The sequence below is a fragment of the Parapedobacter tibetensis genome, from assembly GCF_024704835.1.
Classification (GTDB): Bacteria; Bacteroidota; Bacteroidia; order Sphingobacteriales; family Sphingobacteriaceae; genus Parapedobacter; species Parapedobacter tibetensis.
Map to the genome: position 1 here is coordinate 401,053 of NZ_JAMXBE010000002.1, position 25,688 is coordinate 426,740.

21 protein-coding genes are annotated in these 25,688 nt (G+C 43.1%); 10 read left to right on the top strand and 11 right to left on the bottom strand.

The genetic code is table 11. The annotated features are described in order from the left end of the window. Positions 1–52 precede the first annotated feature (52 nt). From iolD to NF543_RS04235, 6 genes are all read left to right on the top strand, one after another. Complete coding sequence (gene iolD / locus NF543_RS04210; RefSeq protein WP_257666857.1) at positions 53–1,918, top strand: 3D-(3,5/4)-trihydroxycyclohexane-1,2-dione acylhydrolase (decyclizing); 1,866 nt, start codon at positions 53–55, stop codon at positions 1,916–1,918. Positions 1,919–1,946: 28 nt separating this feature from the next. Continuing rightward, on the top strand, positions 1,947–3,545 hold the full coding sequence (locus NF543_RS04215) for a solute:sodium symporter family transporter (protein ID WP_257666858.1): 1,599 nt from the start codon (positions 1,947–1,949) through the stop codon (positions 3,543–3,545). A gap of 12 nt (positions 3,546–3,557) precedes the next feature. Then, a complete protein-coding gene (locus tag NF543_RS04220; protein WP_257666859.1) occupies positions 3,558–5,033 on the top strand; it encodes a CoA-acylating methylmalonate-semialdehyde dehydrogenase in 1,476 nt (491 codons plus the stop codon). Between the two features lie 3 nt (positions 5,034–5,036). Next, the gene (locus NF543_RS04225; RefSeq protein WP_257666860.1) at positions 5,037–5,942 is read left to right on the top strand and encodes a TIM barrel protein; all 906 of its coding nucleotides are present in this window, start codon (positions 5,037–5,039) and stop codon (positions 5,940–5,942) included. A gap of 54 nt (positions 5,943–5,996) precedes the next feature. Further along, positions 5,997–6,989, top strand: coding sequence for an inositol 2-dehydrogenase (gene iolG, locus NF543_RS04230; protein WP_257666861.1), 993 nt, complete (start codon positions 5,997–5,999; stop codon positions 6,987–6,989). A 149-nt stretch (positions 6,990–7,138) separates the two neighbouring features. After that, positions 7,139–8,401, top strand: a complete 1,263-nt coding sequence (locus NF543_RS04235; protein WP_257666862.1) for a glycoside hydrolase family 88 protein — start codon at positions 7,139–7,141, stop codon at positions 8,399–8,401. A 40-nt stretch (positions 8,402–8,441) separates the two neighbouring features. On the opposite strand, the gene NF543_RS04240 is transcribed toward NF543_RS04235, so the two are convergent. From NF543_RS04240 to NF543_RS04290, 11 genes are all read right to left on the bottom strand, one after another. Then, the gene (locus tag NF543_RS04240; protein ID WP_257666863.1) at positions 8,442–9,536 is read right to left on the bottom strand and encodes a transporter substrate-binding domain-containing protein; all 1,095 of its coding nucleotides are present in this window, start codon (positions 9,534–9,536) and stop codon (positions 8,442–8,444) included. A gap of 43 nt (positions 9,537–9,579) precedes the next feature. Beyond that, positions 9,580–10,197 (bottom strand): class I SAM-dependent methyltransferase, encoded by a 618-nt coding sequence (locus NF543_RS04245; RefSeq protein WP_257666864.1) that lies wholly within the window; start codon positions 10,195–10,197, stop codon positions 9,580–9,582. Between the two features lie 100 nt (positions 10,198–10,297). Further along, complete coding sequence (locus NF543_RS04250) at positions 10,298–11,455, bottom strand: ABC transporter permease (RefSeq protein ID WP_257666865.1); 1,158 nt, start codon at positions 11,453–11,455, stop codon at positions 10,298–10,300. 2 nt (positions 11,456–11,457) lie between these two features. Beyond that, positions 11,458–12,630, bottom strand: a complete 1,173-nt coding sequence (locus NF543_RS04255) for an ABC transporter permease (protein ID WP_257666866.1) — start codon at positions 12,628–12,630, stop codon at positions 11,458–11,460. Then, positions 12,627–13,622, bottom strand: coding sequence for an HlyD family secretion protein (locus tag NF543_RS04260; protein ID WP_257666867.1), 996 nt, complete (start codon positions 13,620–13,622; stop codon positions 12,627–12,629). Before NF543_RS04260 ends, NF543_RS04255 begins: the two co-directional genes overlap by 4 nt. 42 nt (positions 13,623–13,664) lie before the next feature. After that, a complete protein-coding gene (locus tag NF543_RS04265; RefSeq protein WP_505560194.1) occupies positions 13,665–15,014 on the bottom strand; it encodes a TolC family protein in 1,350 nt (449 codons plus the stop codon). Positions 15,015–15,108: 94 nt separating this feature from the next. Further along, a complete protein-coding gene (locus NF543_RS04270; RefSeq protein ID WP_257666869.1) occupies positions 15,109–16,302 on the bottom strand; it encodes a porin in 1,194 nt (397 codons plus the stop codon). A 56-nt stretch (positions 16,303–16,358) separates the two neighbouring features. Then, the gene (locus NF543_RS04275) at positions 16,359–17,408 is read right to left on the bottom strand and encodes a type II asparaginase (protein ID WP_257666870.1); all 1,050 of its coding nucleotides are present in this window, start codon (positions 17,406–17,408) and stop codon (positions 16,359–16,361) included. 38 nt (positions 17,409–17,446) lie between these two features. Continuing rightward, positions 17,447–19,093, bottom strand: a complete 1,647-nt coding sequence (gene aspD / locus NF543_RS04280; protein ID WP_257666871.1) for an aspartate 4-decarboxylase — start codon at positions 19,091–19,093, stop codon at positions 17,447–17,449. Positions 19,094–19,132: 39 nt separating this feature from the next. Beyond that, positions 19,133–20,827, bottom strand: coding sequence for an aspartate-alanine antiporter (aspT, locus tag NF543_RS04285; protein WP_257666872.1), 1,695 nt, complete (start codon positions 20,825–20,827; stop codon positions 19,133–19,135). Between the two features lie 237 nt (positions 20,828–21,064). Further along, positions 21,065–21,583, bottom strand: coding sequence for a hypothetical protein (locus NF543_RS04290; protein WP_257666873.1), 519 nt, complete (start codon positions 21,581–21,583; stop codon positions 21,065–21,067). Positions 21,584–21,938: 355 nt separating this feature from the next. Between NF543_RS04290 and NF543_RS04295 the strand changes: the two genes are divergently transcribed. The 4 genes from NF543_RS04295 to NF543_RS04310 are packed head-to-tail and all read left to right on the top strand — an operon-like array spanning position 21,939 to position 25,662. Beyond that, on the top strand, positions 21,939–22,616 hold the full coding sequence (locus NF543_RS04295; protein WP_257957431.1) for a DUF5672 family protein: 678 nt from the start codon (positions 21,939–21,941) through the stop codon (positions 22,614–22,616). A 26-nt stretch (positions 22,617–22,642) separates the two neighbouring features. Next, entirely contained in the window at positions 22,643–23,593 is a 951-nt protein-coding gene (locus tag NF543_RS04300) for a nucleotide-diphospho-sugar transferase (protein ID WP_257666875.1), read from the top strand. A 37-nt stretch (positions 23,594–23,630) separates the two neighbouring features. Further along, on the top strand, positions 23,631–24,647 hold the full coding sequence (locus tag NF543_RS04305) for a glycosyltransferase (RefSeq protein WP_257666876.1): 1,017 nt from the start codon (positions 23,631–23,633) through the stop codon (positions 24,645–24,647). A gap of 10 nt (positions 24,648–24,657) precedes the next feature. Beyond that, complete coding sequence (locus NF543_RS04310; RefSeq protein ID WP_257666877.1) at positions 24,658–25,662, top strand: glycosyltransferase; 1,005 nt, start codon at positions 24,658–24,660, stop codon at positions 25,660–25,662. Positions 25,663–25,688 lie beyond the last annotated feature (26 nt).

Here is a 25,688-nt window from a genome sequence, read left to right on the forward strand (position 1 = left end):
ATGTCACACTGAGCGGAGTCGAAGCTCACCCTCTTTATAAACTGACAACGAAATGGAAACAATTAAATTGACGACTGCCCAAGCGGTGATTCGGTTTCTTGACCAGCAATATGTGGAGCGGGACGATGTACAGCATAAATTCTTTGCTGGTTGCTTTGGCATTTTTGGCCATGGCAATGTAGGTGGTATTGGGCAAGCGCTGTTTGAATACCCCGATTTCAGGTATTTCCAATCGCGCAATGAGCAAGCCATGGTGCATACTGCTGCGGCTTATAGTAAGATGAAAAACAGGCTATCCACATTTGCCTGTACCTCATCCATCGGTCCCGGGGCTACCAACATGCTTACCGCTGCTGCCGGTGCCACCATCAACAGGTTGCCCATTTTGTTGTTACCCGGTGATATTTTCTCAGGCAGGCACATAGATCCTGTACTGCAGCAACTTGAATTTTCGGGTTCATCGGATATATCGGTCAACGATTGCTTCCGACCAATATCCCGATATTGGGATCGTATAAGCCGCCCGGAACAACTGATCGCTTCAATGATGCACACGATGCGTGTGCTCACCTCACCTGCGGAGACCGGCACGGCCACCCTTTGCTTGCCGCAAGATGTGCAAGCAGAAGCATATAATTTTCCCAAGGAAATGTTCGAGAAACGGATCTGGTATATTCCCCGTCCACTACCCGACGCGGTATTGCTGCAACGTGCGGTTACGCGGATGCGGGCTGCTAAACGGCCGTTGATTATTGCGGGTGGCGGGGTGATTTATAGTGAGGCCACGGAGGCCTTGCGGGCATTTGTGCATGCTACAGGAATACCCGTAGCAGAAACATTTGCCGGAAAGGGATCCTTACCCTACAACGATCCTCATCAACTGGGTGCGGTGGGTGCCACGGGCACAGAGGGGGCCAATGCAATAAGTGGCGAAGCCGATTTGGTGATTGGTGTTGGTACGCGGTATAGTGATTTCACCACCGCCTCAAAAACCGCTTTCCAAGGCCATGACGTTTCGTTCATCAACATCAACATCGCCGAGTTTGACGCCCATAAACAAGCGGGGTTAGCCCTCACCGGAGATGCTAGGGCGACATTGCAGGCACTTGCCGATCTATTGGTGGGGTATCATGTGGACACCGATTACGAGGAAAAGGTGGCGAATTTCAATCGGAGCTGGGATGACAAGGTATCCATTGCCTATCAGCCGGAAAACGACCAGCAGCTTTCCCAAGCCGAAGTCATTGGGCTGGTCAACACCTTTGCCGAGCCGAAGGACGTGGTGGTCTGCGCGGCAGGAAGCTTGCCAGGTGATCTACATAAGTTGTGGCGAACTTCAGACCCGAAAGGATTCCACCTCGAATATGGTTATTCCTGCATGGGTTACGAAATCGCAGGGGGGCTGGGGGCCAAGATGGCCGACCCCGATAGGGAAATATACGTGATGGTGGGCGACGGGAGCTACCTCATGATGTCATCGGAAATTGTGACTTCCATACAGGAAGGGTATAAGCTGATCATCATCCTCATCAATAATAATGGGTATGCCAGTATCGGAGGGCTCTCCAAATCATTGGGTACGGAAGGTTTTGGTACACGCTATCGGTATCGGGATGAAGGTACAGGACAGCTTGATGGCAAGGAACTCCCTGTGGATCTTGCCCGGAATGCGGCGAGTTTAGGTGCGGCGGTCATCAGAACCACCAATGAAGTTTCCTTTGGCGAAGCATTGATGCAAGCAAAGACCAATGATAGCACTACAGTTATCTATGTGGAAACCACCCCCGAACGAAAAATGGCTGGATATGGGCATGCATGGTGGGAAGTACCCATTGCGGCAGTCTCGGAAAAAACCGCTGTACAAAAAGCCCATCAGCAATCGATGAACTCTAAAAAGAAACAACGCCACCACTTGTAATCCACATTTATTTTATAATAGCTCCGATATGTTCCAGCTTTCATCAATGACCCTAACCGTGCTTAGCTTTGTGGGCTTCACCCTGCTGGTAGGCCTATATGCTTGGTATCGTACCCGAAAGGAAAACTTGCGTTCGCAGGATGGTTATTTTTTGGGCGGAAGGAGTTTGACAGGCGTAGTGATTGCCGGCTCCATGATTATGACGAATATTTCTACTGAGCATTTGGTGGGGATGAACGGCTCCGCTTATAAAAATGGCTTTATCATTGTCGCGTGGGAAGTCACATCGGCATTGGCATTGATTGTAGCCGCCATCTATTTTGTGCCCAAATACCTGAAGATGGGTTTGACCACGATTCCTCAATACTTGGAAAAGCGGTTTGATGCAAGTACCCGTTCATTGGTGGCCCTGTTTCTGCTTGTATCGTTTGCAGTGACCTTGCTGCCCATTGTGTTATACACGGGAGCCATCAACTTAGAGAGCTTTTTCAATGTGTCTGAGGTGCTTGGGGTAGATCGGGAACAAGGGATATGGATTACTGTGGTCGTAGTTGGTGGCCTTGGCTCCATCTATGCGATTTTCGGTGGGTTGAAGGCGGTATCCATCTCAGATGTTGTCAATGGATACGGGTTATTGATTGGTGGCTTGCTGATACCCTTGCTTGCCCTCATCAGCATTGGCGGGGGTAATCCTGCCACGGGGCTGTCGCGGGTTTTTGAAAACAGCCCCGAGAAATTCAATGTCATCGGTGCTTCCGATTCGGTATTGCCATTTAGTACGCTGTTTACAGGCCTGGTCATCAATCAGCTCTATTTTTGGTGTATGAACCAAACCATCATCCAGCGGGCATTGGGTGCTCGCGATTTGAAAGCGGCACAGCAAGGATTACTATACACAGGCCTGCTGAAGTTATTGGTGCCTTTCATTATTGTATTGCCCGGGGTGATTTGTTTTTATTATTTCGGTACCGCCTATTACGATAACCAGGATCTGGTCTATCCCGAATTGGTGAAAAAAGTCCTTCCTGTATCCTTGTTGGGCTTTTTTGCGGCGGTCGTCATGGGGGCGGTTTTAAGTACGTTCAACAGTGTATTGAACAGTGCCTCCACGATATTCAGTATCGATATTTATAAACGGTTGATAGATAAATCAGCAGGGGATGCCAAATTGGTGCGTATGGGTAAGCTAACAGCTACGTTGCTGGCCATTACCTCCATCGTGGCGGCACCCATGGTGGCCAATGCGCCCGATGGGTTATACCAATTGTTGCAGGAGCTGAATGGAATTTTTTTCATCCCCATCGCATCCATCATGATCGCCGGTTTCTTTTTCAAGCAGGTATCTGCCACAGGGGCGAAGGTTGCCCTGATCACGGGCCTGTTATTCTACGTCCTTTGTACGTTTGTATTTAAGGTAGGCATCCATTTCGTGCACATTTGGGGTATCGAGTTTTTGTTGAACATGGCAGTGATGCTTACCGTATCGCGGTTTTATCCAGCTAAGGCCTACGTGGCGACGGAATCCGGGAATTTCGTACCCATGGAAGGGTGGCGGTATGCCAAACCTTTTGCCCTCGTACTGGTCATCGTCACCGTGGCCATATACATTTTATTAGGAAACATTTAACCATGATACCATATGGAATTATTAAAAAATTATATCAACGGAAAGTGGCAGCCAAGTAAAGAGGAAGGGATGCTTGACGTGGTGAATCCAGCCACGCAGGATTCGATAGGCAGGGTTCCTTATGGAAAGGACACTGCGCAAGATGTTGCAGACGCTGTCTCGGCTGCCTCTCAGGCGCATCGTGATTGGGCGACAACACCGGTGATGCAGCGTGTGCAACCCCTATATAAGCTCAAGCAATTGTTGGAAGATCATCTAGACGACCTTGCCCGTACGGTCACATCAGAATGCGGCAAGACTATGGCGGAGTCATTGGGTGAGTTGCAGCGGGCCATTGAAAACGTGGAGACGGCCTGTGCCACTCCATTGTTGATGCAAAGCGAATTTTCGGAAAACATTGCCCGGGGTGTCGATGAATTTGTCATCCGTCAACCATTGGGTGTATGTGCCTGCATTTCGCCCTTCAATTTTCCGGGCATGATTCCGTTTTGGTTTCTTCCGTATGCCATCGCTTGTGGCAATACGTTCATCATCAAACCATCGGAAAAGGTACCGCTGACGATGCAAAAAGTAATGGGGTTGATAGACCAGATTGGCTTGCTACCGGGTGTGGTCAATTTGGTCCACGGGGGTAAGGATTCCGTTGATGCGCTGTTGGATCATCCTGATGTAAAGGCCATCAGCTTTGTGGGATCTACCAACGTGGCGAAATATATTTATGCGAGGGGAGCCCAACAAGGCAAGCGGGTACAAGCCCAAGGGGGTGCAAAGAACCCTGTGGTGATCCTTCCTGATGCCGATTTGGAAACATCGTCGAAGATTATTACCGACAGTGTGTATGGCTGTGCAGGGCAGCGTTGCTTGGCCGCCTCGACTATTATTGCGGTGGATGACCGCCAAGGAAAAGTAAAAGAAGCACTGTATGAAGCGGCGAAAAGCAGGAAAACCGGTTACGGTCTCGCAGAAGGTGTGGAAATGGGACCGGTGATTTCCCGTGAAAGTAAAGCGCGGATAGCGCAGCTCATAGACCAAGGAGTACACGAAGGAGCAAAATTGCTGTTAGACGGCCGGGATGCTACCATTGATGGATTTGGAAATGGAAATTTCATCAAACCAACGATTTTGGAAGACGTGCCATTGGGCGGTGAAATCGTTCGGACAGAAATATTCGGACCCGTGATGAGCCTGATTAACCTACAAACCGTTGATGAGGCGCTTGACTTCATCAACCGCAATCGTTACGGCAATATGGCCTGCTTGTTTACCAGTAGCGGAGCCAGTGCGCGGAAATTTCGGAGCGAGGCCAATGCCGGTAATATCGGCATCAACATCGGTGTGGCGGCACCGATGGCGCAGTTTCCGTTCAGTGGCTGGAACGATAGTTTTTTCGGCGATCTGCATGGCCAAGGCAGGCATGCCATTGAATTTTTCACGCAGACAAAGGTGGTCATCGAACGTTGGCCGAAGGAATGGTCACGGAAATTCTAACTAATGAATAAGATTAAAATAGCCAATGCGCCATGCTCCTGGGGGGCTTTGGAATTTGATTTAGCGGCAGCTACACCGGGCCATCTACAGGTGTTGCAAGAAATTGCCGAAACAGGTTATGTAGGAACCGAATTAGGCGATTGGGGTTTTATGCCCACCGACCCCGATGAGTTAAGGCAAGTGATTGAGCGATTCCACTTGGAACTTATCGGAGCCTTCGTGCCCGTGGCATTAGCCGAGCGGCAATGGCATGAGCAAGGTGTGGATAATGCGTTGCGCGTAGCAAATCTGATGGCACAGGCCGGTTATCCCGATGCCTATATCGTCCTAGCGGATGATAACGGTACGGTACCGGAACGCACCATGCATGCTGGTCGGGTTACGCCGGAAATGGGTCTTGAAGAGCAACGTTGGAAAACATTTGCCAAAGGAGCCATGCAGGTGGCGCAGGCCGTGAAAGATGAGCATGGCATGCGTACCGTATTCCACCACCATTGTGGGGGGTATGTAGAAACCCCAGATGAACTTGCCATGTTAATGACACTGACAGATCCACAATTGCTCGGCCTGTGCTTTGATACGGGGCATTATGCCTTTGGTGGTGGCAACTCGCTAGCGGCAGTGAAAAAATATAGGGACCGTATCTGGCATGTGCATTTTAAGGATTATGACCCCCATATGGGGCAATTATCGAAAACAAACCAATGGGATTATTTCGAATCCGTGAAGCAAGGAGTTTTTTGTGAGTTGGGTAAGGGAAATGTAGCGTTCGACACTGTGTTACATGAGTTGACCGAATCGGGTTATCAAGGATGGGTGGTCGTGGAGCAGGATGTATTACCCGGGATGGGTACACCAAAAGAATGTGCCCGCAATAACCGGATATATTTGGAACAATTGGGATTATAAGGTCGGGTGCTGCTTAGCGACTCGGCGTCTTAGCCAGAAAAAATAAAACGACTTATGCAACTAAAAATCGGGCTTATTGGCCTTGGAAGGATAGGAAAGATTCATTACAACAACATTAGGCAGCAGATACCAGAAGCTGAGGTCGTAGCGGTTTCGGATGTCAGCAACGATTATTCTCAATGCGATGTGGCGGGCATAGATGCTGATGAACTGATTGCCCATTCTGGTATCGATGCCGTAGTCATCTGTTCGCCCACGGATACCCATGCATCCTACATAGAACAGTGTGCACGAGCAGGCAAGCATGTGTTTTGTGAGAAACCACTGGATTTATCCCTGGCGCGTATCAAAGAAACCCTTAAGGTAGTACAGGAATGCGGCATTAAGTTGATGCTGGGCTTCAACAGGCGATTTGATCCCAATTTCCTAAAAATTAAAGCACTAGTAACTGATGGGAAAATAGGGGAGCCACAGTTGGTGAAAATTACCAGTCGCGATCCCGCACCACCATCATTAGACTACCTGAAAAGCTCAGGAGGTCTATTTTTGGATATGACCATTCATGATTTCGATATGGCCCGGTATATCATGGGTAAGGAAGTGAAGCAAGTATATGCGGCTGCAGCGGTGTTGACCGGAGGGGCTGTTGCCGAAGCCGGTGACATCGATACAGCGATCATTACCCTCAAATTTGGAGACGGCTCGATGGCCGTAATTGACAATAGCCGCAAGGCCGTATACGGATATGATCAGCGATTGGAGGTGTTTGGGTCTGAGGGGATGGCTAATGTAGACAACAATAAACCGGACAACCATGTGTTTTATCACGCTGGAGGTGTGCAGTCATCGTTACCCCTGCATTTTTTCATGGAACGATATACGGCATCGTATCTCATGGAAATGCGCCTGTTTGTGCAGGCTATACTGGAGGGAAAGGAGATCCCAGTAGATGGGATGGATGGTTTGAAGGCGGTAATGATTGCAAATGCTGCTACGAAATCCTATAAAGAAAATCGACCGGTCTTCATTGAAGAAATTGAAGTTTAGACATAATTAAACCTTAGAAATGTTCTGATAGCGTAACTGCAGAAAACTTAAATGGCGTAAACGTTTGCGCAAACGACGGAAAAGTTGTATTTTTGGAAGGTTAACAATATTAGTCAATTACATACCTTATTATATAGCCTTTTCGAACTATGATGATCGTAAAATCACTTTTGAAGCCTTCTATATTTGCGCTAACCAGCATTGCGATGTTTAGCTTAGCTTGTCAAGATCAATCAAAAGAACAACGTGATGACCTTAAACTAAGCGCCAAGTTTATCGACAAACAACTTGATGATGCGGTATCCCAAATAAAAATATTGGCTAAAAATGTGCCTGAGGACAGTTTGCCTCGTACATTTCAAGGTGATGCGAGCATAAGTTCAAATACCGCATGGTGGACTTCCGGTTTTTATCCCGGATCCTTGCTATACTTGTATGAGCATTCGGGCGATGAAGGATTGCTAACCCTGGCGAAAAGTAAATTGACCATCCTCGAGAAGGAGAAACATAACAAAGGAACCCATGATCTGGGCTTTATGCTCTATTGCAGCTTCGGCAATACGCTTAGGATCACAGGAGACACCGCAACCTATAAAGACATACTGCTCACTGGTGCTGAATCGCTCATCAGCCGGTATAATCCCACTGTTAAAGCCATCCGTTCTTGGGAAGGCTGGACGTATCCGGTCATCATTGACAACATGATGAACCTCGAATTTCTTACCCAAGCCACCAAACTCGGTGGCGACCCGAAATATTACGACATTGCGGTAACCCATGCTAACACGACCATCAAAAACCACTACCGCCCGGATTACAGCAGTTACCATGTCGTTGACTATAATCCGGAGGATGGCAGCATTGTGGGCAAGAAAACAGCGCAAGGTGCTTTTGATGAATCTGCTTGGGCGCGTGGGCAAGCGTGGGGCTTATACGGCTATGTGATGATGTACCGCGAAACGGGAGATCAGACCTATTTGGATTTTGCGAAAAATATCGCCGCATTCATCCTCAACCACCCGAACATGCCTGAGGATTTGGTGCCTTATTGGGATTTCAATGCACCGGATTTGCCTGACGATAGCCCCTACGCAGCGGACTATAAGACGAATCGAGACGTATCCACGGCTTCCATATTGGCGTCGGCATTGGTTGAGCTAAGCACCCTCACCGATGGAGAGGAAAGCGCCAACTATTTAGCCAAGGCTGAGAAAATGCTGCAAAGCCTTTCAGCAGCACCTTATAAAGCGGACTTAGGCACCAATGGTGGATTTATTCTTCAACGCAGTGTAGGCTCCATTCCACACAACAGTGAAATCGATGTGCCGCTTACCTATGCCGACTATTATTATATCGAAGCGCTGATGCGGTATAAGCTGTTGTTAGCAGGAGAACCCCTACATCGTCAATAATCGCTGATACTGATCTTATATCTCGTTGTTGCGCTTTCCATTATCGGGCTTCACCAAAGTACTTCTTACGGAGTTCTGCTATTAAACCACGCTCATGAGCCCCTAATAGCGCAATGGTCAGTCGCCTAGTTAAGGGACTTCCTTGCATTAAGCCAAAACCATATTTATCCGGTTTGAAGAGCGGTCCTACCATCGTTACACGCCGCTTCGGATACGTATGTTCGTAATATTCAAGCACGGGGGCATCACCAATAATAGCTGCTATTTTCCCTCCCTGCAAAGCATCAACGGCATCGTCAATATTGTTATATGGATAGGTTTGCAGTCCTGTTTCCTGCGCATATTCTTCGGAAACACTACCGGTAAAAACACCAACAGTCTTTCCAGAAAGGTCGGCAACACCATTGATCTGATTGGTTAACGACGTGGTTGTCATAACACTGGTAATGGATGAGGTGACGTAAGCAAGCACAGCCACACCACAAACTAGCCACAAAGCCGAAAAAATCCGACCCATCCAACCAAATAGGTTCTTTCTACTTGCTTTTCCCGAGGTTGTAATCGACATTACTTGGTAAAAACTTTCCGCAATCCCTTCACGCCAATTCCGAGGAAAATCCTTGTCGAACTTACGATCAAAAATGGCGAGGAGCAGCGTAGCGACTAAAATGACGAAGACCAGCCAGGCATATGTATGTAAATGGCCCGCGCTATTTAATCCAGAAATAATATCTGAAAATCCGGCTTTTCGATTTTGATCAACCATCACTCTGAGGCCAGCATCATACCAAGGTTGTGTGAAGTCGATACGCGTGGCTCGATCTTGCGTAATCGTAAGGTTTGTAATTGCAACATCAAACAGCCCCTTTTCTGTACCCTGAACCAATTCGCGAAAAGTAGGCACTACCTCATAGCTGCATGAAAGCTGGAGATCATTCGCCAACGATTCCCAAAGCTCCATTGACATACCGGTTAACCCACTTTCATTTTCTATCACAAAGGGAGGGCTCACGTAAACACCCACTTTAATGTGCGATGCCGTATCTACATCCTGAGCATATAAATCTGCGGTATACTGAGTGAGTAATAAAGTTAATAAGCATATTAACCAATACTTAAGCGTTCTATATCTCATAAATTCATGATTTATTCAATGCCGTTTTTTCTTGTGTTTTTATTTATTGCCTCTTTGCAATCCAAAGGGTATCATATTGTCTAAAAAATTTAAAGTTGGTCGATTTTAGAATAAACTTCTTTATAACGTGAGTGGGACCGAGTTCATCTCGCTTTTCGTAAAAATCGTGAAAAGCAATAAACCCACCGGAAACAATTTTGGGAGAATAAAGATCGAAATCTGTTTTACATCCTTCTATAGAATGATCGCCATCAATAAATAGAAAATCTATTCTGTTGAAATCTTTATGGAATTGTGTAGAATAACCTTTTTTTACTACAATCTTTTTATGAACGCCAAATCGTTTCATGGTATTGTTAAAATTCACTAGCAAATCTTCCACCCCTTTATTGTCGGTATATTCTTTTTGGCTCCCAACGTCAAGTCCAGCATCTGCATTAAATGGATCAATGGCGTATATTTTGCCCGATTTAAGTCCTTTTGATATACAATAGGTGCTTTTACCTTTCCAGCTTCCGATTTCTACAACGACGGCATTTCGAGGAAGTTTGTGCGCTATATGATAAAGGCCTAGGGCCTCATTATCACTTAACCACCCTTCTATTTTGTGATATTCATGAATCTTTCTTAAAATCAATTTTTCTCTAAGCTTCTCAAACATAATTTACAACAGTAATAGGAATCATGAGCTAATCTGTTTGAATCAGGTCTCAGCTAATAGCGATGATTTTTCTATATTTTCTCTAATTTAAATATTATTTTTAATTTGATTGACCATGAAGCTTACGAACGCTCCAAAAACAAAGTAAGCTGTAAAAAGCAAACAGTACTATTAAATGGAGTAAAGGCGTAAGATTATCTTGAAGAGCACCACCACCTTGCACGATATTGACATATACTTTTAAAAAAGGAGTGGTAGGCAGCAGATTGGATATGCCCTGTACCAATAGTGGTAGTGATTCAAAGGGCCACACATAGCCGGTGATCAGAAAAATAGGATACGTGGAAAAAGCCATGACTTGCAGGCATATTAATTGTGACTTAAAACACAAACCTATTACCTGCGCAAGTGGTATTAATGTCAAAATAAAGATAAACATCAATAAAGCAAGCTCCCAGCCATTGCCCCTCATTGGTAAATTGAGTAAAGAAAAATTAATATTGAGAAAAAAGAAGCTGTAGGCCCCATACAATAAAAGGTAAAATAAACCTTTGCCCCATATCGCATTTGAAATTCCAAATTTAGTCCATGACGCTATTGTCGAATGTTGTCTTTCAGCCGCTGTACTTTCTGAAAGCCCTATCAACAAGGTTTGCTGCAGTATAAGCGCCAATAAACCGGGTAGCAGGAAAGCGCCATAGCTAGTGCGTTCGTTAAAAAGCGGGCGGTAATCTAAGTTTATAGGCATTACCTGCTGCATGGCAATTTCAGTCGTCAAGCCTTTTGATTTTTCAAAATATTGCAGCCTTACACCCGCGCCGACAGTCAGGCATATTTGTTGTACATTCAATAAGAGGTCGCTGGAAGGGAGAAACCTCGCTGCGTTCACCGCCATCACAACATTCGCTTGCTTAAGGGATAATAAGTTATTTTCCGTCTTAGCAGGAATATAAAGGTAACCTTGGCAATTACCTTGATATAGCTGTTCTTTCGCATCGCCTAGGTTAGCAAACTGAACAATGTCTACTACCGGCGAATTATTAATGTTCTGTGCTAACAATCTCGAAAGGGACGTATTATCATCATCCACAAGTCCTAACTTTACGTTTTCCTCTTCTTTGTTTATATAAATACTTCCATAAAAGAAAGCGTATAGTAATGGGGCGATCAGTAGCGTAAGTAGTAGACTATGATCTTTTGGAACCATTGCCACTTCTCTTAAAAATATACGCAGTATATGTGGTCTACTTTTTCCCATACTCATTCTCGTTCGCTAACCTGAGAAGCTGTTTTAAATTGTTTACTAAATAAAATGATGGCTGTCGGAAATAGCACGATGCAGAATAATACTAGTTTTCCTATTTCATTTTCACTATAATGTAGCGGCAAATTCATATAGTATGCTTTGAAAAAAGCATCCAAAAACGATGTATAAGGCATGATGGTAGCATAGTATTGATCGTACCAAGGCATTGCCCATCTGGGAAAAGTAAATCCACTAAAAACAAATGCAGGGCTGGTATAAAAAAGAGCGGTATCACCGGCGAGCATTACGTCTTTAAATAAGGAAGAAATAAACATTCCAACGCCGATGCAAGCCAATGTTAGTAAAGAATATAATATAAAGAACTTACCGGTCGCAGCGGCAACCCCGATACCAAAATAAGGAAAAATGACAAAGGCAATAAGTACGAAGTTAAACCATGCGACCACCAAGTGTGCAATTGTTTTTCCTAAAATGACGAGCGAAGCGGATCCGTTGGATAGCTGATACAATTCATCCATCGAATTGGTTTTCCATTCATAATTAAGCGCTAACATGCAGCTGATAATAATAATCATTTGTATCCCAACCGTTATAAGGCCAGGTACTAAATATTTTTGATAATTATAATCTGCGTTATACAGCTGATAGCTGATCAGGTTAACAGGATTGGCTATGGCCATCGCACTACTACTGGGTATACCTTCCTTTTGTAGCTTTTGTAAGGTTACCCCCGCACTACCCATGATAACAACTTCAGCAACGGCTTTGTAGATCAATTTTGCCGGAACCAGCGACGCAGCATTGGTATACAGAGTAACATTTGCGACACGTTTACTGTAAATATCATTTTGCATATTTACAGGAAAATGTATCGCTCCCATAATCTCCCCATTTTGAATCCACCTCTTTAAGTCAGCCTCATTATTTACATGCTCGGTAATCTTCAGGGTTTCACCTTGTTCTAACAAGTAGATAAGTTGTCGACTGATAGCACTATTATCCTCATCCCAAATCGCAAAAGGCAGTTCCTTTGCGTCCTGTTTTTGGTAAATAAGCGCATAAAAAAAGAACAGTATACTTGGAACAATGAGCAATACGATGTAAAATACCGGTAGCGCTACTATCCGTTTCCACTCACGTATGATGATGTCACCCAAGCGATTCATTCAGGCAAATCTAATGAGGCAGTCATTCCGGATCGCAATCCCTTTATTGCAGAGAGATTCGTTGGTTTAAACTCGACGGTAAATGTCCGAAGTTCAAATGAACCTTTATCTTTACTGGGAACCCAATTAGCAAAAGTCAATGTTGGAGCGATGGAAGATACGGCTACATCAAAAACCTCCGGTTGACAGCCCGGGACCTTTATTTTCGCCTTCGTTCCTACCTGCAATAAACCACCTAGGTCCTGACGGATGTTAAACCGAATGATGGACGAATTTTTCTTTTCCAGTGTCATCATCGGGTAGCCAATTGAAACCACTTCGCCCTCATGGATAACGAGCGATGAGATGATGCCATCAGCAGGGGCATAGATTTTTGTGTTGTTACCTAATGATTTCGTAAGGTCATATGCCTGTTCAGCCTGCCTGACGATGGCATCGGCAGTCTTTAGTAATTCTGGGCGCGCCCCATTTTGTAGCAGCTGTAAATTAAGCTTAGCTGTTTCCATTTCTTTTTTGGAAGCCTGATGTTTAAAATAGAACAAGTCCTTTTCCTGCCCGGATATCACATCTGCATTGTATAGGTTTTCCATGCGCTGGTACGTGGTGCTGAATAATTTATATTGATCCTGACTTATCTGATATAAGTTATTTGCAGCAGATAGCAGCTCGGGGCTTGCCCCGTTTTTGAGTAACTGCAGTTGCCCGGTTGCGGCATCAATGGCCGCTTGTGCCTGTGCTTGCAAGGCCCGAATTTCGTTTGAACTTATAATAGCCAATAATTGTCCTGCTTTTACTTCTTCACCTAATCCAACGAATAATGAATCCAATCTACCAGGAAAAGAAGAAGCGATATCCACGCTTGTAGCATCTACCATACCGATAACCTGATTTTTATCTTCTTCTCCATTGTTCCGGAGAAAAAAAATAAAAGCGATCACCACAACTAGTAAAGGTATCAATACAGCCCAGTATGTTTTTAATAGCGTCTTCATTGAAATATTGTTTTAATGAGCACTAATCATTGTTAAAGCCATTTATTGAATGTATTTAGCAATTTCCATAGGATTTCCCAAAATATTGTAATATTCGGCCAATGCTAAATAATATCCCATTAGCGCGGTAGCATAAGCTTTTTCAATTTCCACTTCCACGAGCAACGCATCATTAACATCCTTAGGGGATGAAAGCTGGTTTTCCATCCGTTTTTGAATAAGCTGAGTCGTTGTTATTGCCTCCATTTTGGCTGATTCTAATGATTTTAGATCATTTTGCAAAGCATCAGCTTTATTTTTAGCCACCATCAGCTGAACCTGTAGCGATTGACTGGCATTTTTCTGCGCCAGATCTGCTTCCAATATGAGTTCTTTGGCAGCCTGTGTCCGCTTGCGGGTCTGTCCGTTAAATAAAGTCCATTGCATTTCCAGTCCTACAAACCAATCGGGAATAGTGACCGGTAAATCCCGTTGATACAGGTTATAATTACCAACCGCAAAAATATTGGGAAGGCTGAACGACTTGCTGATTTTTTCGGATGTTTTGGCATAGGTGCTTTTGCTACGGGCTAACTGATAAATAGGGTTCCTTTCCCAGAACGCTCCCTCAGGAACGATCATATCAGCACCGCTATACTGTAAGGTGTCCAAGACGTTTATTTCCGCATCAAGCGCTTGTCCCATCAATTTATTAAGTTCCGGAATAGCATTCTTCTTTTCTAAAAGCAAACCGTTATAGTGCGCCTTAGCTTGTGTTAAAACAACATTGGTCCAACTCCGTTGATAAGGTGGTAATACATCGTTTTTAACCATTTCATCCGCATAGATTTTATTCTTATTGAGCGCTTCTACAATGGCTTCCTGTTTGGTTAACATCGAGTTGAGGTATAAAATCCGAATGTACTGGGAAGCAATTAAAAAGTTCACTTCCTTTTGGGCGACGTCCACATTAATCCGTTGAGTGGACACCGCGGCTGCTGCGATATTTTTGGCAGCATCCAATTTATTCCCTAACCAAAGGGGTTGCCTTACTCCTAGTCCGGCCATGAAATAGGCGCGCTGGCTTAACTGTGGGTTATAATCCGGATATAAGTCTCCAATAATAGTTGAAGAGGTTCTATAAATTCTATCCTGTACAGGCTGTGATAGGTCGTTCCCTGTTATTTCTTTAAAAACTTCATTGGCAGCATGGACACTTTGTCGGGACGAGCCCTCGACAATTCCATTTCTAGCTTCTTGTAAATTAATAGTCAAAGGGCTGCTTAAGTAGGTATAACTGGAAAGTAAATCCACTTTCGGGAGATAGCTGTTTTTCTCGGCCTGCAGGTTATACTCGCCAGCTCTAAGGGATGTTTGTGCTTGCTGAACCGTCAAGTTGTTTGCAGCCGCCATACGAAAGCAGTCTTCGAGTTTGATAACCTGGGCGGTGGAGGGCGTATAGCAAAAGATAAAAAATAAGAAGTATATATTTCTCATATTTTATGATCTACAAGATAACCAGCGGCGAGGCTATGCCAATCATAATTCTAGCAGAACTGCCATTTGATGCAGCAAGGGATTGTTTAGCATAATCGCTGTAACGGAAGTACCTTCCAACATAGGAGCTGAAAAATTTCAGGTTATAGTTCTTTATCGGGTAAAATTCAACAGAAGGAATGATCCCCCAGGCAGTTCTCATCTGATTTGACGTACTCATTTCATCCGGGATATCTTTCCAGGAGGCCGTATTCACCATGCCGATGGTTGAGACCTTCCATTGGTCGTTTATGGAATAAACGATCCTCAGCCAGTGTTCGAGGTAGGATACGTTTTGGGCGGCGTGTGGTAACATATCTTCTGGGATAAGCGTGCTGATGATACCGCTGCGGTCAAGGTCTTCGCGGCTCCATTTAAAATCGTATTGAAACAGCCAGTCATCGGACCTGAACTGGTTTCCCAATGCCGTATAATACATATTTACCGGATCCTCATTTTTACTGGCCTCCTGAAAAACACTGAAACTCCAGATGGTCTGTAGTTTACCCTCAGCAAAAGAACCGTTCCAGGTGCCCACGTAGGCGGCCGGGAATTTTGCTTCTCGAAGGTCTGGTACGTCTTTATATAATTCGGTAAAGGTTTTCGTGCGTGAATTAAGGATCTGTGCCGAAAGTGTGTGCTGGGTTGAAACCTTCCAGTTAAACTGTACACCCGTAAGAAAATTGTCGGCATCATCGACAATGTCATTATACTGATAAACATCGATCGGGTTCATGTCGAATTCATAGCCCCCCCAATTTGCAGACATCTTTCCGATGGCGATGCTGGTTCTGTCCGATATATTATACCCAATAAAAGCCATATCGGTTGATCGGGACATGTTGTCTACCGATTGGACTTCCGGATCACGGGTATACCTATCGCGGAACCGGAAAAAAACTTTATCGCCAAAGACCATTCCCTTTATTTCCAGGCGGAACTGGTTCACGGCAAACCTGCTATTGGTATAGCTGCCATCCGTAAAATTGTTGTTCAGACCGATCTGGCTATTGGCAATTATATCCACATTGTTCAATAAATCAGCTTTATCCGTTTTGATGAGCGGCACATTATGGTTAACCGTTGTATCAGTCTGCTTATGCTGCTGCGCAGATACGCCTACGGTTAAAAAAAGGATGGACAGCAATAGTAAAAACACACGCATATCTATAAATTTAAGTAAAATAAAAGGGCCGATCTGTTCGGCCCATAGGATAGATGTTAATATTCAAAAAAATACTGCTGCAGCTGCTTGCTGTCACTTGTTTTGGTAAGGCCCAGCATCAGCAGTATCCTTGCTTTTTGCGGGTTGAGATCATCCGACACAATTGTTCCTAGTTTTGCATCATCGGTTTCATCCAGTAACGTTACCCTGCCGGAGGGGACCCTCGATGATCTTACCACAACGATGCCTTTCTTAATGGCCTCTTCAACGGCTGCCGTGTTTGCTTTATTCAGGTTTCCATTACCCAGTCCACCGGTAACGACTCCTTTTACCCCGGAAGCTATATAGGCATTTATTGCCGTTGCTGGAGCGTCAGCGTACAATTCTGCGACAGCTACCTGGGGCAGGGAGGTCAGTCCCGTGATGTCAAAAGGGGTTTCTCTGTTCGACTTGCGTGTCTCCTGTTCATACATAAAGACTTTGCCATCGTACACCTGTCCGATGGGACCGTTATTGGGTGCCGAGAATCCGTTCAGATGGGTGGTATTTGTTTTTACCACATCCCTTCCTGTAAATATACTTTCGCTGAATACCAGTAGGGTGCCAGCGTGCGCAGCTTCTTTGGATGCTGCGACGATTACCGCATCATAAAGGTTTTTTGGCCCATCGGCACTCATGCCCGTAGCCGGTCTCATCGATCCGGTAATGACAACCGGTTTATCATAGCGTAACGTAAGGGATAAAAAGTAGGCCGTTTCCTCCTGTGTATCCGTACCATGGGTAATCACGATGCCATCCGCTTCATTGTTCTTGAATATTTCGTTGATCCTTTTATTTAATTTCATCCATATGTCAACCGTCATGTCCTGGCTTCCCACATTGGAGATCTGCTCCCCGGTAATGGTTGCTGCCTTGTCGAGGCCGGGTACTGCGGCAATCAGATCCTGGATGGGCAGGGCCCCCGCAGTGTAAGATGCACGGTCGGCCGAAGCGCCCTTACCTGCAATGGTTCCACCGGTGGCAAGAATTTTGATCCTTGCTAAATTTTGGCCATAGGAAGAAAGGGCCAACAGGAGATAAACTAATAAAGTGCATGTAGTTTTCATGTTCAATGATTTTAAGTATTAGTGGATAATTAAAAGGTCTATTTCAATGAATTTTCCCAGCTGGTTACATATTCCATTAAAATTTTACGGATATTTTTACCCAAGATGAGGTAATTCTCTGTAGGAAGGTTAGCCAACGATACCCTTATGCTCCATTCCGGGCCTGCAAATCCCCCGCCATTCAAGAGTACAATCGATGTTTCTTCAGCCAGGCGAAACAGGACGTCGATGGGTTCAAAGTTTTCTTTTAACCAGCTTACAAATTCATCACCATAAAAATGTTTAGCGGCAACTTCTACGTCGATTTCAGAGTAATAACCAGCCCGCGTTGGATCTTCAATCATCTCAACACCCATCCCTTCCCATAATAAACTTAAGCGCTTCTTAATGATTGATTGCGTTAGGGATTTATACACATGCTCGCTGTCCAGCAAGCAAAAAGCAGCAAATAGCATCATTTGGAACTGTTGCGGCAGCGATAATCCCGCTGTATGATTTAAAGCCACCTGCCTACTATCGGCAACCATCCGATCGATAAACTTAACGCTCTCCGGTTTAAGTGTTAACGTACCGTAGCGTTCGGCCAATTCCTTTTTATGCTGCGGGGGGAGATCAGCTATTTTTTTATCAAACACATTATTTTCATGTATGGCGATCGTACCCAATCGCCAGCCTGTACAGCCAAAATACTTGGAAAATGAATAGACATTAATGGTATTATAAGGAACAACCGCCATCAGCGATCGGAAATCATTGATAAACGTACCATAAACGTCATCCGTGATGATCATCAACCCAGGGTTATGATCTTTAACAATCGCGGCGATATAATCCAGTATTTCCCTGCCCATGGTAGAAGAAGGGGGATTACTTGGATTCACTACAAAGGCAATCTTCACTGCCGGATCTTTCAATTTATCCAGTTCTTCTTTTGGGTACTGCCAGGTATGAAATCCGTTCTTACCGGTGGCATTTGCTTGCACATACACCACATCAAAATTGTATCTTTCCAGATGCGGAATTTCAATATACGGCGTAAAGGTTGGTGTTAATAAAGCAATTTTATCGCCTTGCGCTACCAGGCGGTTTTGCATAAGCGAATCGAAAATATAGCACATGGCAGCCGTACCACCTTCCACAGCAAAAATGTCAAATTTCCCGTCCTTTACTTGCCCCCCGCACATTTCCTGAACTAGATAATCGTGTACAATCACTTCGAAATGAGCCAACATCCGATCTGGAACCGGGTAATTGAACCCGATTACCGCTTCCACCCACTCGCGTATCCAGGCATCCGCATCAAAACCATGCTTGTCTATTCCATACTGATACGTCTTGCTTAAAAGACTAGCCCCTGGCGTGTGTTGATTATCTTCTATAAAGGCCTCAAAGCGTTTAGCTATCCCGTTTTTATCTTGCACAATTCCAGCAAGAATGCCTCCTTCCTCATGATTTTTACGACATTCTGCCAAAGCAAATTGACCAAACAGAAAAAATGCCTCCCTTGGCGCAGTGGCTATCCAGTTTGGATTTCCTCGCCCCGCATTGAGCATGATGGCTGTAGATTTTAAGGCATGTTCTTCCGCCAAACGAATCAGCTCATTCTTTATTTCAAAAGGGCTTAGGCTCTCAAGGGTTTTTTCAACCTCTCGGCTTGTTTGAATTTTTGAAATGTTAACGGTCATAATTTTATTTATTAAGTTTCCAAAAGACTAGCGGTATAATCAACTCATTAAAATAATAATCAGCACACCCCAAATGATAAGCAGCGTATTACCTACCGCGTAGGTTACTGTGTAGCCAAGCGCGGGCGTTTTACTTTTTACCGCATCCTGAATGGCGCCAAGGGCTGCAGTGGTTGTGCGAGAGCCTGCCGCACAACCGAGCGTAATTATTGGGTGGAATTTAAAAACATATCGACCGAGGTAAAGCGCGAATATGAGTGGCAAAGCAGTGGCTGCCGCACCAGCAACAAATAATCCCCAGCCAGCCTCTTTGAAACCCTCAATAAAGCTTGGTCCCGCGGCTATGCCGACCACCGCAATGAACATGTTTAAACCAACATTACTCATTACCCAAAGTGCTGGCTCTGGTATACGTCCAAATGTGGGATGCTGCCCCCTAAGCCAGCCGAAAAATAATCCTGCTATTAAAACTCCACCACTTGTGCTAAGACCTATCGGGATACCGCTTACTTTTATAGACAGGGCGCCTATTAGTCCACCCAAAACAATACCTAGCCCTACGAAGATCATATCGGTAGTATTGGTTGGCCTATCAGCATATCCTATATGTAAAATCGCCTTTTCCACATCTCTCTTCGTGCCAATAAGCTCAATCATATCGCCTTTGTTGAGTTGCGTGTTAGGTAAAATAGGAAATTCAATTCCCGACCTTTTTAAAGTCCGGATCACCACGCCATGCATGAAGTCCATCATACGTAGCTCAACCAATGTTTTGTTAACGATTTCTTTTTTAACAATCATCACACGCAACACCTCAACGGGAAAATTCAATAATTCAGCGTCTAATACCTCTGTTTCATTTACGGCATTATAACTCATCATATACTCCCTTCTGCCTCCAAGCGCGATGACGTCGTTTTCATGAATAATGGTATCCGGAGTGGCATCTATAATTTCGCTTCCTTTACGGATTCGCTGTACAAACAAGCGTCTTTCATTTCGTTGCAGCTCAGCTTCGATGGCCGCTACCGTTTTATTGCAGGCGTATGAATGTGCAGCTATTTTGTAAGCATTGTAAATTACCCGATCATAGGCCGATGCGATTCCAGGATCATTACCAATAGCATCCCCTCCCAACTTAATTTCCAGTTCTTTGGCTTTTTCCACCAAGTTGCCTCCCAATATCTTGGGGCCGATAGATGACAGGATCCAAGCGGACCCAGCTGTACCAAAAATGTAAGTGACCGCATAAGCAACCGGGATTTTATTGATCATAGAAGTTTTTTGTTCTGCAGAAAGGTCTAGTTGGTTTATGGTATCAGAAGCTACTCCAATTACCGCAGAAATTGTTTGGGAGCCGGCCAGCATGCCCGCGGTCAAGCCCATATCATATCCCATCAATGTACCGATCAGATAAGGAAAAAGGAGACTACATACGCATACGATTGCTGCATACAACATTTGTGGCAAACCGTCTTTTTTTAGACCTGCAAAAAATTGGGGCCCTACGCTGTATCCAACAGCAAATAAGAACATGAGAAAGAATACAGATTTAACATTTGGTGAAATCTGTATGCCTAGCTGGCCGATTAAAACACCAACCAATAATACACTGGTTACCGTTCCTAGAGAGAAATTTTTTATTTTTAATCTGCCAATAAAATAACCGATAGATAGGGTTAGAAAAATGGCTAGCTCCGGATATTGGCGGAGAATCGTAACGATCCAATTCATAAAAGTACAGTTATGTTTCGCAGATAGATGTTAAGAGTCCTTATAAGTAGATAGACAGATAAGTAGACAGATAGATAAGTAGATAGATATATGTGGCGTAGCGTTAGCTACGATATTTTTCTATCACAAACTTAGTAATATAATTTCATTATTTGTCATGATTTTGTCATTTAGGCAAATAAGTAAAGATAATTATGGCCTTGTTAACTTATTGAAACACGCCCAATATGGTGTGATTTACTTGTTAAAATAGGTCGTATCACCTTCCATGGTAATAAAATATACTGGAATCTGATGATCTGAAACGTTATACGTACCATCTGCAAATACATTACCTCCAAAACCGCAATCGTACGCGTTGTCTAAGGTCTTGATTGTTATAGCATCTCCAAGAAAATCAATCTGCCATTTACAGCCATTATCACTTCCATCTTCTTTTTTATAATAAATGGCCTGATTGTTCTTTATGGTTAAGGTGTCAAATAACTGCCCTGAATTATAAGAAGGAGGGCCAACATTTAAGTCAATATTGAACAATACCGTGGTATCATCTTTGGGGTAAATCATCATATTGCCTGTTGGTTCTTTTTCAGGATCTTCACCATAAGAATAGGTGCCTGCTAACTCCGTTGTTTTACTCAAAGTAGCGCTTTGTTCTATATGTTGAACACTGTCCTGACTATTGTTCTCACTTTTTTGTGGACTTGTACAGCTCGCCAAATAAATGACGATAAGAAAAGGGAAAATATTTTTCATAGTGTTGGTAATTAGTATTATACTTGGATGAAGCTTTATTGGCTATCTGAACATAACCTTACAGCAAGGTAAGCTATTCTATTTGTTATTTCAAAATTAATTCTAAATTTAAGACCGTATTATGTTTAAGTTAACATTGCATTCAGGATTAAGATTAATGAAATATGTGTATTGCACGCAATCTAAATTGTAACTTATCATCTTTTACTTCTAGATTATGAAAGACAAACTCTGCGTTATTATACCAATTCATAAAAGCACGTTGTCTCCTACTGAAAAAATCTCATTGGAAGCCTGTAGCAATCTGTTAAATCGTCTCAATTGTTATTTGGTATACCCTGAACACATAACGCCGATGGAACACTTAACGATGTTTCCTGGGTTAATTCCTATGCCTCTTTCTTCTTTATATTTTAAAAGCGTTCAAGATTACAATCGACTAAAAGTCGATATTAACTTTTATAAAAAATTCGATGGATTTCAATATTTACTTACGTACGAATTGGATGCCTACATATTCAGTAATGAGTTTGAAAGCATCAATGTTTTTGACTACGATTACACTGGGGCACCATTTTTTGAAGGTTACGCAGATGCCACAACAGAATCGTTGTTTATTCAAGGTGGGAATTCCGGCTTTTCTATGAGAAACATTCAGGCGTGTATTCAGGGGCTAACAGTTCTTTCAAAATATAGGAAGAAATGGAAGCTTCAATTCTTTTTTATTCGCAAACTGCCATTCTTTAAAAGCATATTAAAAAAGGTTAACTGGAGATATTATGAGCTTTTTATAAATGATCATTTTATTGGATATATGAGAGGTGGGTATTTTAATGAAGATGTATTACTTTCGCGATTATTACCAATAATATATCCCAGTTTCAAGGTAGCTAATCCCCTGCAAGCAATGAGGTTCAGTTTCGAAGTTAACCCCGAAAAGCTGCTTGAGATGAACAATAACGACTTACCTTTAGGTTGTCATGCATGGCCGCGATATACAAAGTTTTGGAGTAAGTATATTAACAGCATGTAGATAGATTATTCTATAAAACATAGAAGATGGTCAACTATAAAGTAAAGTCTCCGATCCTGCTTTTAATCTTTAACAGGCCTATTTATACGGGAAAAGTATTTGAACAGATAAGCCGTGCAAAACCAAGGAAACTATATATTGCAGCGGACGGCCCGAGGGCTAAGGTGGAAGGAGAGATTGAAAAATGTCAAAAAGCTAGATCCATTATTGACAAAATTAATTGGGAATGTACGGTTAGCACGTTATTTCGAACTGAAAATTTAGGATGTAAAATAGGGGTTTCAACTGCGATAGATTGGTTCTTTGAAAATGAGGAGGAGGGGATAATCTTAGAAGATGATTGTTTGCCCAACCAATCGTTCTTTAGGTTTTGTGATGTAATGCTTGAGCATTATAGGTATGATCAAAGAGTCGGATCTATAACGGGTTCTAATCACCATAACAAGGAGAGCTGGGGAACCGCTAGTTATTATTTTTCCCAACGAAGCGATATTTGGGGCTGGGCAAGTTGGCGGAGGACCTGGGAGAAATACGATGTGAGTTTATCCAATTATAGCGTACAAGAGGCAGCTACCCTACTCAAAAAAATGTTTGCAGATGAGCTTCTGCTTAGCGAATGGTTAACGATTTTTGAGCAAGTAAAACGTGGAGCTATTGATACTTGGGATTATCAATTTCATTTTTTAAATTTTGTTGAATACGCATTATGTGTAGTGCCAAACCATAACTTAATTTCTAACATTGGTTTCGGTGAGGATGCAACGCATACATTTGACGTAGGCAGTACCTTTGCGAATGCAGTTACGACAGATCTGGAAACAATTACACATCCAACATCATTTATTCCGGAAAAGGAAGCCGACAGGCAGGTGTTTGAAAAGGAGTTTAAATTGAGCGAAAAAAGGATGAATATTAAGAAAGACGAGCTATTACGCAGACGAGTTAAAAGATGGTTTAAAAAATTGTTTAAAAAATAGAGGTGATTGTTTTATTGTACTATTCAAACCATTAAGTATGCCTGAAGTAGTTGCACCTATTGATTATACGATTGTAATCTGTGCTTATAATCCAGACAGTCGTTTATTGAGAAGATGCTTAGATGCGGTCGTTAACCTCAACCTACATAACCTTACTGCAGAAGTAATATTGGTGGATAACAATAGCAACATACCGCTAAAAACACTGGATTATGTAGCCTTGTACTGTAAATTAATAAACAATATGCGTGTTATTGAGGTTAAAGAACAAGGTGTAAAATATGCGCGAATTGCAGGTATAAAAATGTCTCGAGGTCAACATATTATTTATTTTGATTACGATAATGAACCAGCAGGGAACTACCTTCAGGTATTAAAAGATTTAAACCGAGATTACCCGCAGGTAGCTGCTTGGGGCCCGGGAGAAATTACTGTTGACTTTATCGATGGAATTAGCCCATCCTTGGAAGAATATGCCCGTGTAGCATTTCAAGAGAGGCACGAAAAAGAGATCGCTTACGATGCAGTCGACGAATGGCAATCATCTTACCCATACGGCACCGGTTTATGTACAGCTAGTTTTATACTTAAAGAATATGTGTCGCTTGCTGAAAAGGGAGTTTTCACCCTTCTTGGTAGGAAAGGTGAGGAAATCAGTAGTGGTGAAGATACACAGATGATTCTACTCTGTATCAGACAAGGTTATTCAGTAGGCGTTTCGCCATCTTTGGCCTTAAAACATATTATTCCCGAAAAAAGAGCTAATCGATCATACTTAATTCGATTGGCGTTTGGCACCAGCTTTTGTTATAAATTGTGCTTAACACAGGTGTTTCCATATAAGAAGGAATCCATTTTGCAGCAACGATTAGCCTTGCGAAAAATAATAATGCAAATTTTAAAAAGGATAAGGCAGGTTAAGAAACCAGGAAACGAAAATCAATTTTTCGCGCTAGCGCAGTTTATTGGACTACATGCGGGCGTATATTTAGTTTTGCAGAAAAGTATTCCGTGGCCTTTGAATAAAATCATCAAAATGTTAAAGTTAACGTAAGGGACCGATCATGAAGGATTATCAAAACGCCCAAAATAATGTTACTTATGGTATGTCTGTTGTCATTTGCTGTTACAATAGTGGCGAGCGATTACCTAACACGCTGGAGCATCTTTTACACCAGAAAGTTCCTTCTGATTATTTATGGGAAGTGGTTGTTGTTAACAATGCTTCTACAGATCATACGTTATCCGTAGCGAAAGGTTACCAAACCCAATTTAATGCAAAACAAGTATCGTTAAAAATAATCAACGAAGACAAAGCCGGGCAGTTTTTTGCGCGAATAAAGGGAGTCTCCGAATCTATTTATGAATATATAATTTTTTGTGATGACGATAATCGGCTGGAGGAACACTATGTTCACAATTCGATTCGGATGATTGAAAAATGTATACACTTTGGCGCCGGCGGCGGACAGAGTTTGCCCGTTACTAACGCCGTAGATTATCCCGATTGGTTTGAAGCGTATAAAGATAAATATGCGCTAGGGATACCCGCTAAAACTTCGATGGAAGTGACAAATAGAGGGTTTGTACTAGGCGCTGGATTGGTGACAAGGAAGTCGCTATATCTCAAGATGTTCTCGAATGAATATCCCTCACTTCTCAACGGTAGGAATGGCAATATATTAACTACGGGAGATGATTTTGAATATTGTAAACGATTGCTATTGACTGGCTATAAATTGTATTATGATGAACGATTAATTTTACATCATTTTATACCGAAAGAGCGTTTAACGATAGCTTACCGAGAACGGTTATTGGAGGGGATCGAACAGGCGGGGTTAGTGCTTGATAAATATGATGCAGCTTTGAGGGTAAAAGACAAGGTAAGGAATAAAAGTAGGATGCGATTATTTTTGCTTTCGCCTATTCGAATATCCATGATAAAGCTTGGCTTATCTACGCGAGAACTAGCATTGGAAAAGTTGATTGCTTTTTACGTTTCACCTTTTAAGGCTAAGGATCCGGTAACTGCTGTTATAAAAAAAATCTTTCTTGCCAACAGATGAGATAAACTTCAAAGCGCATCAATACA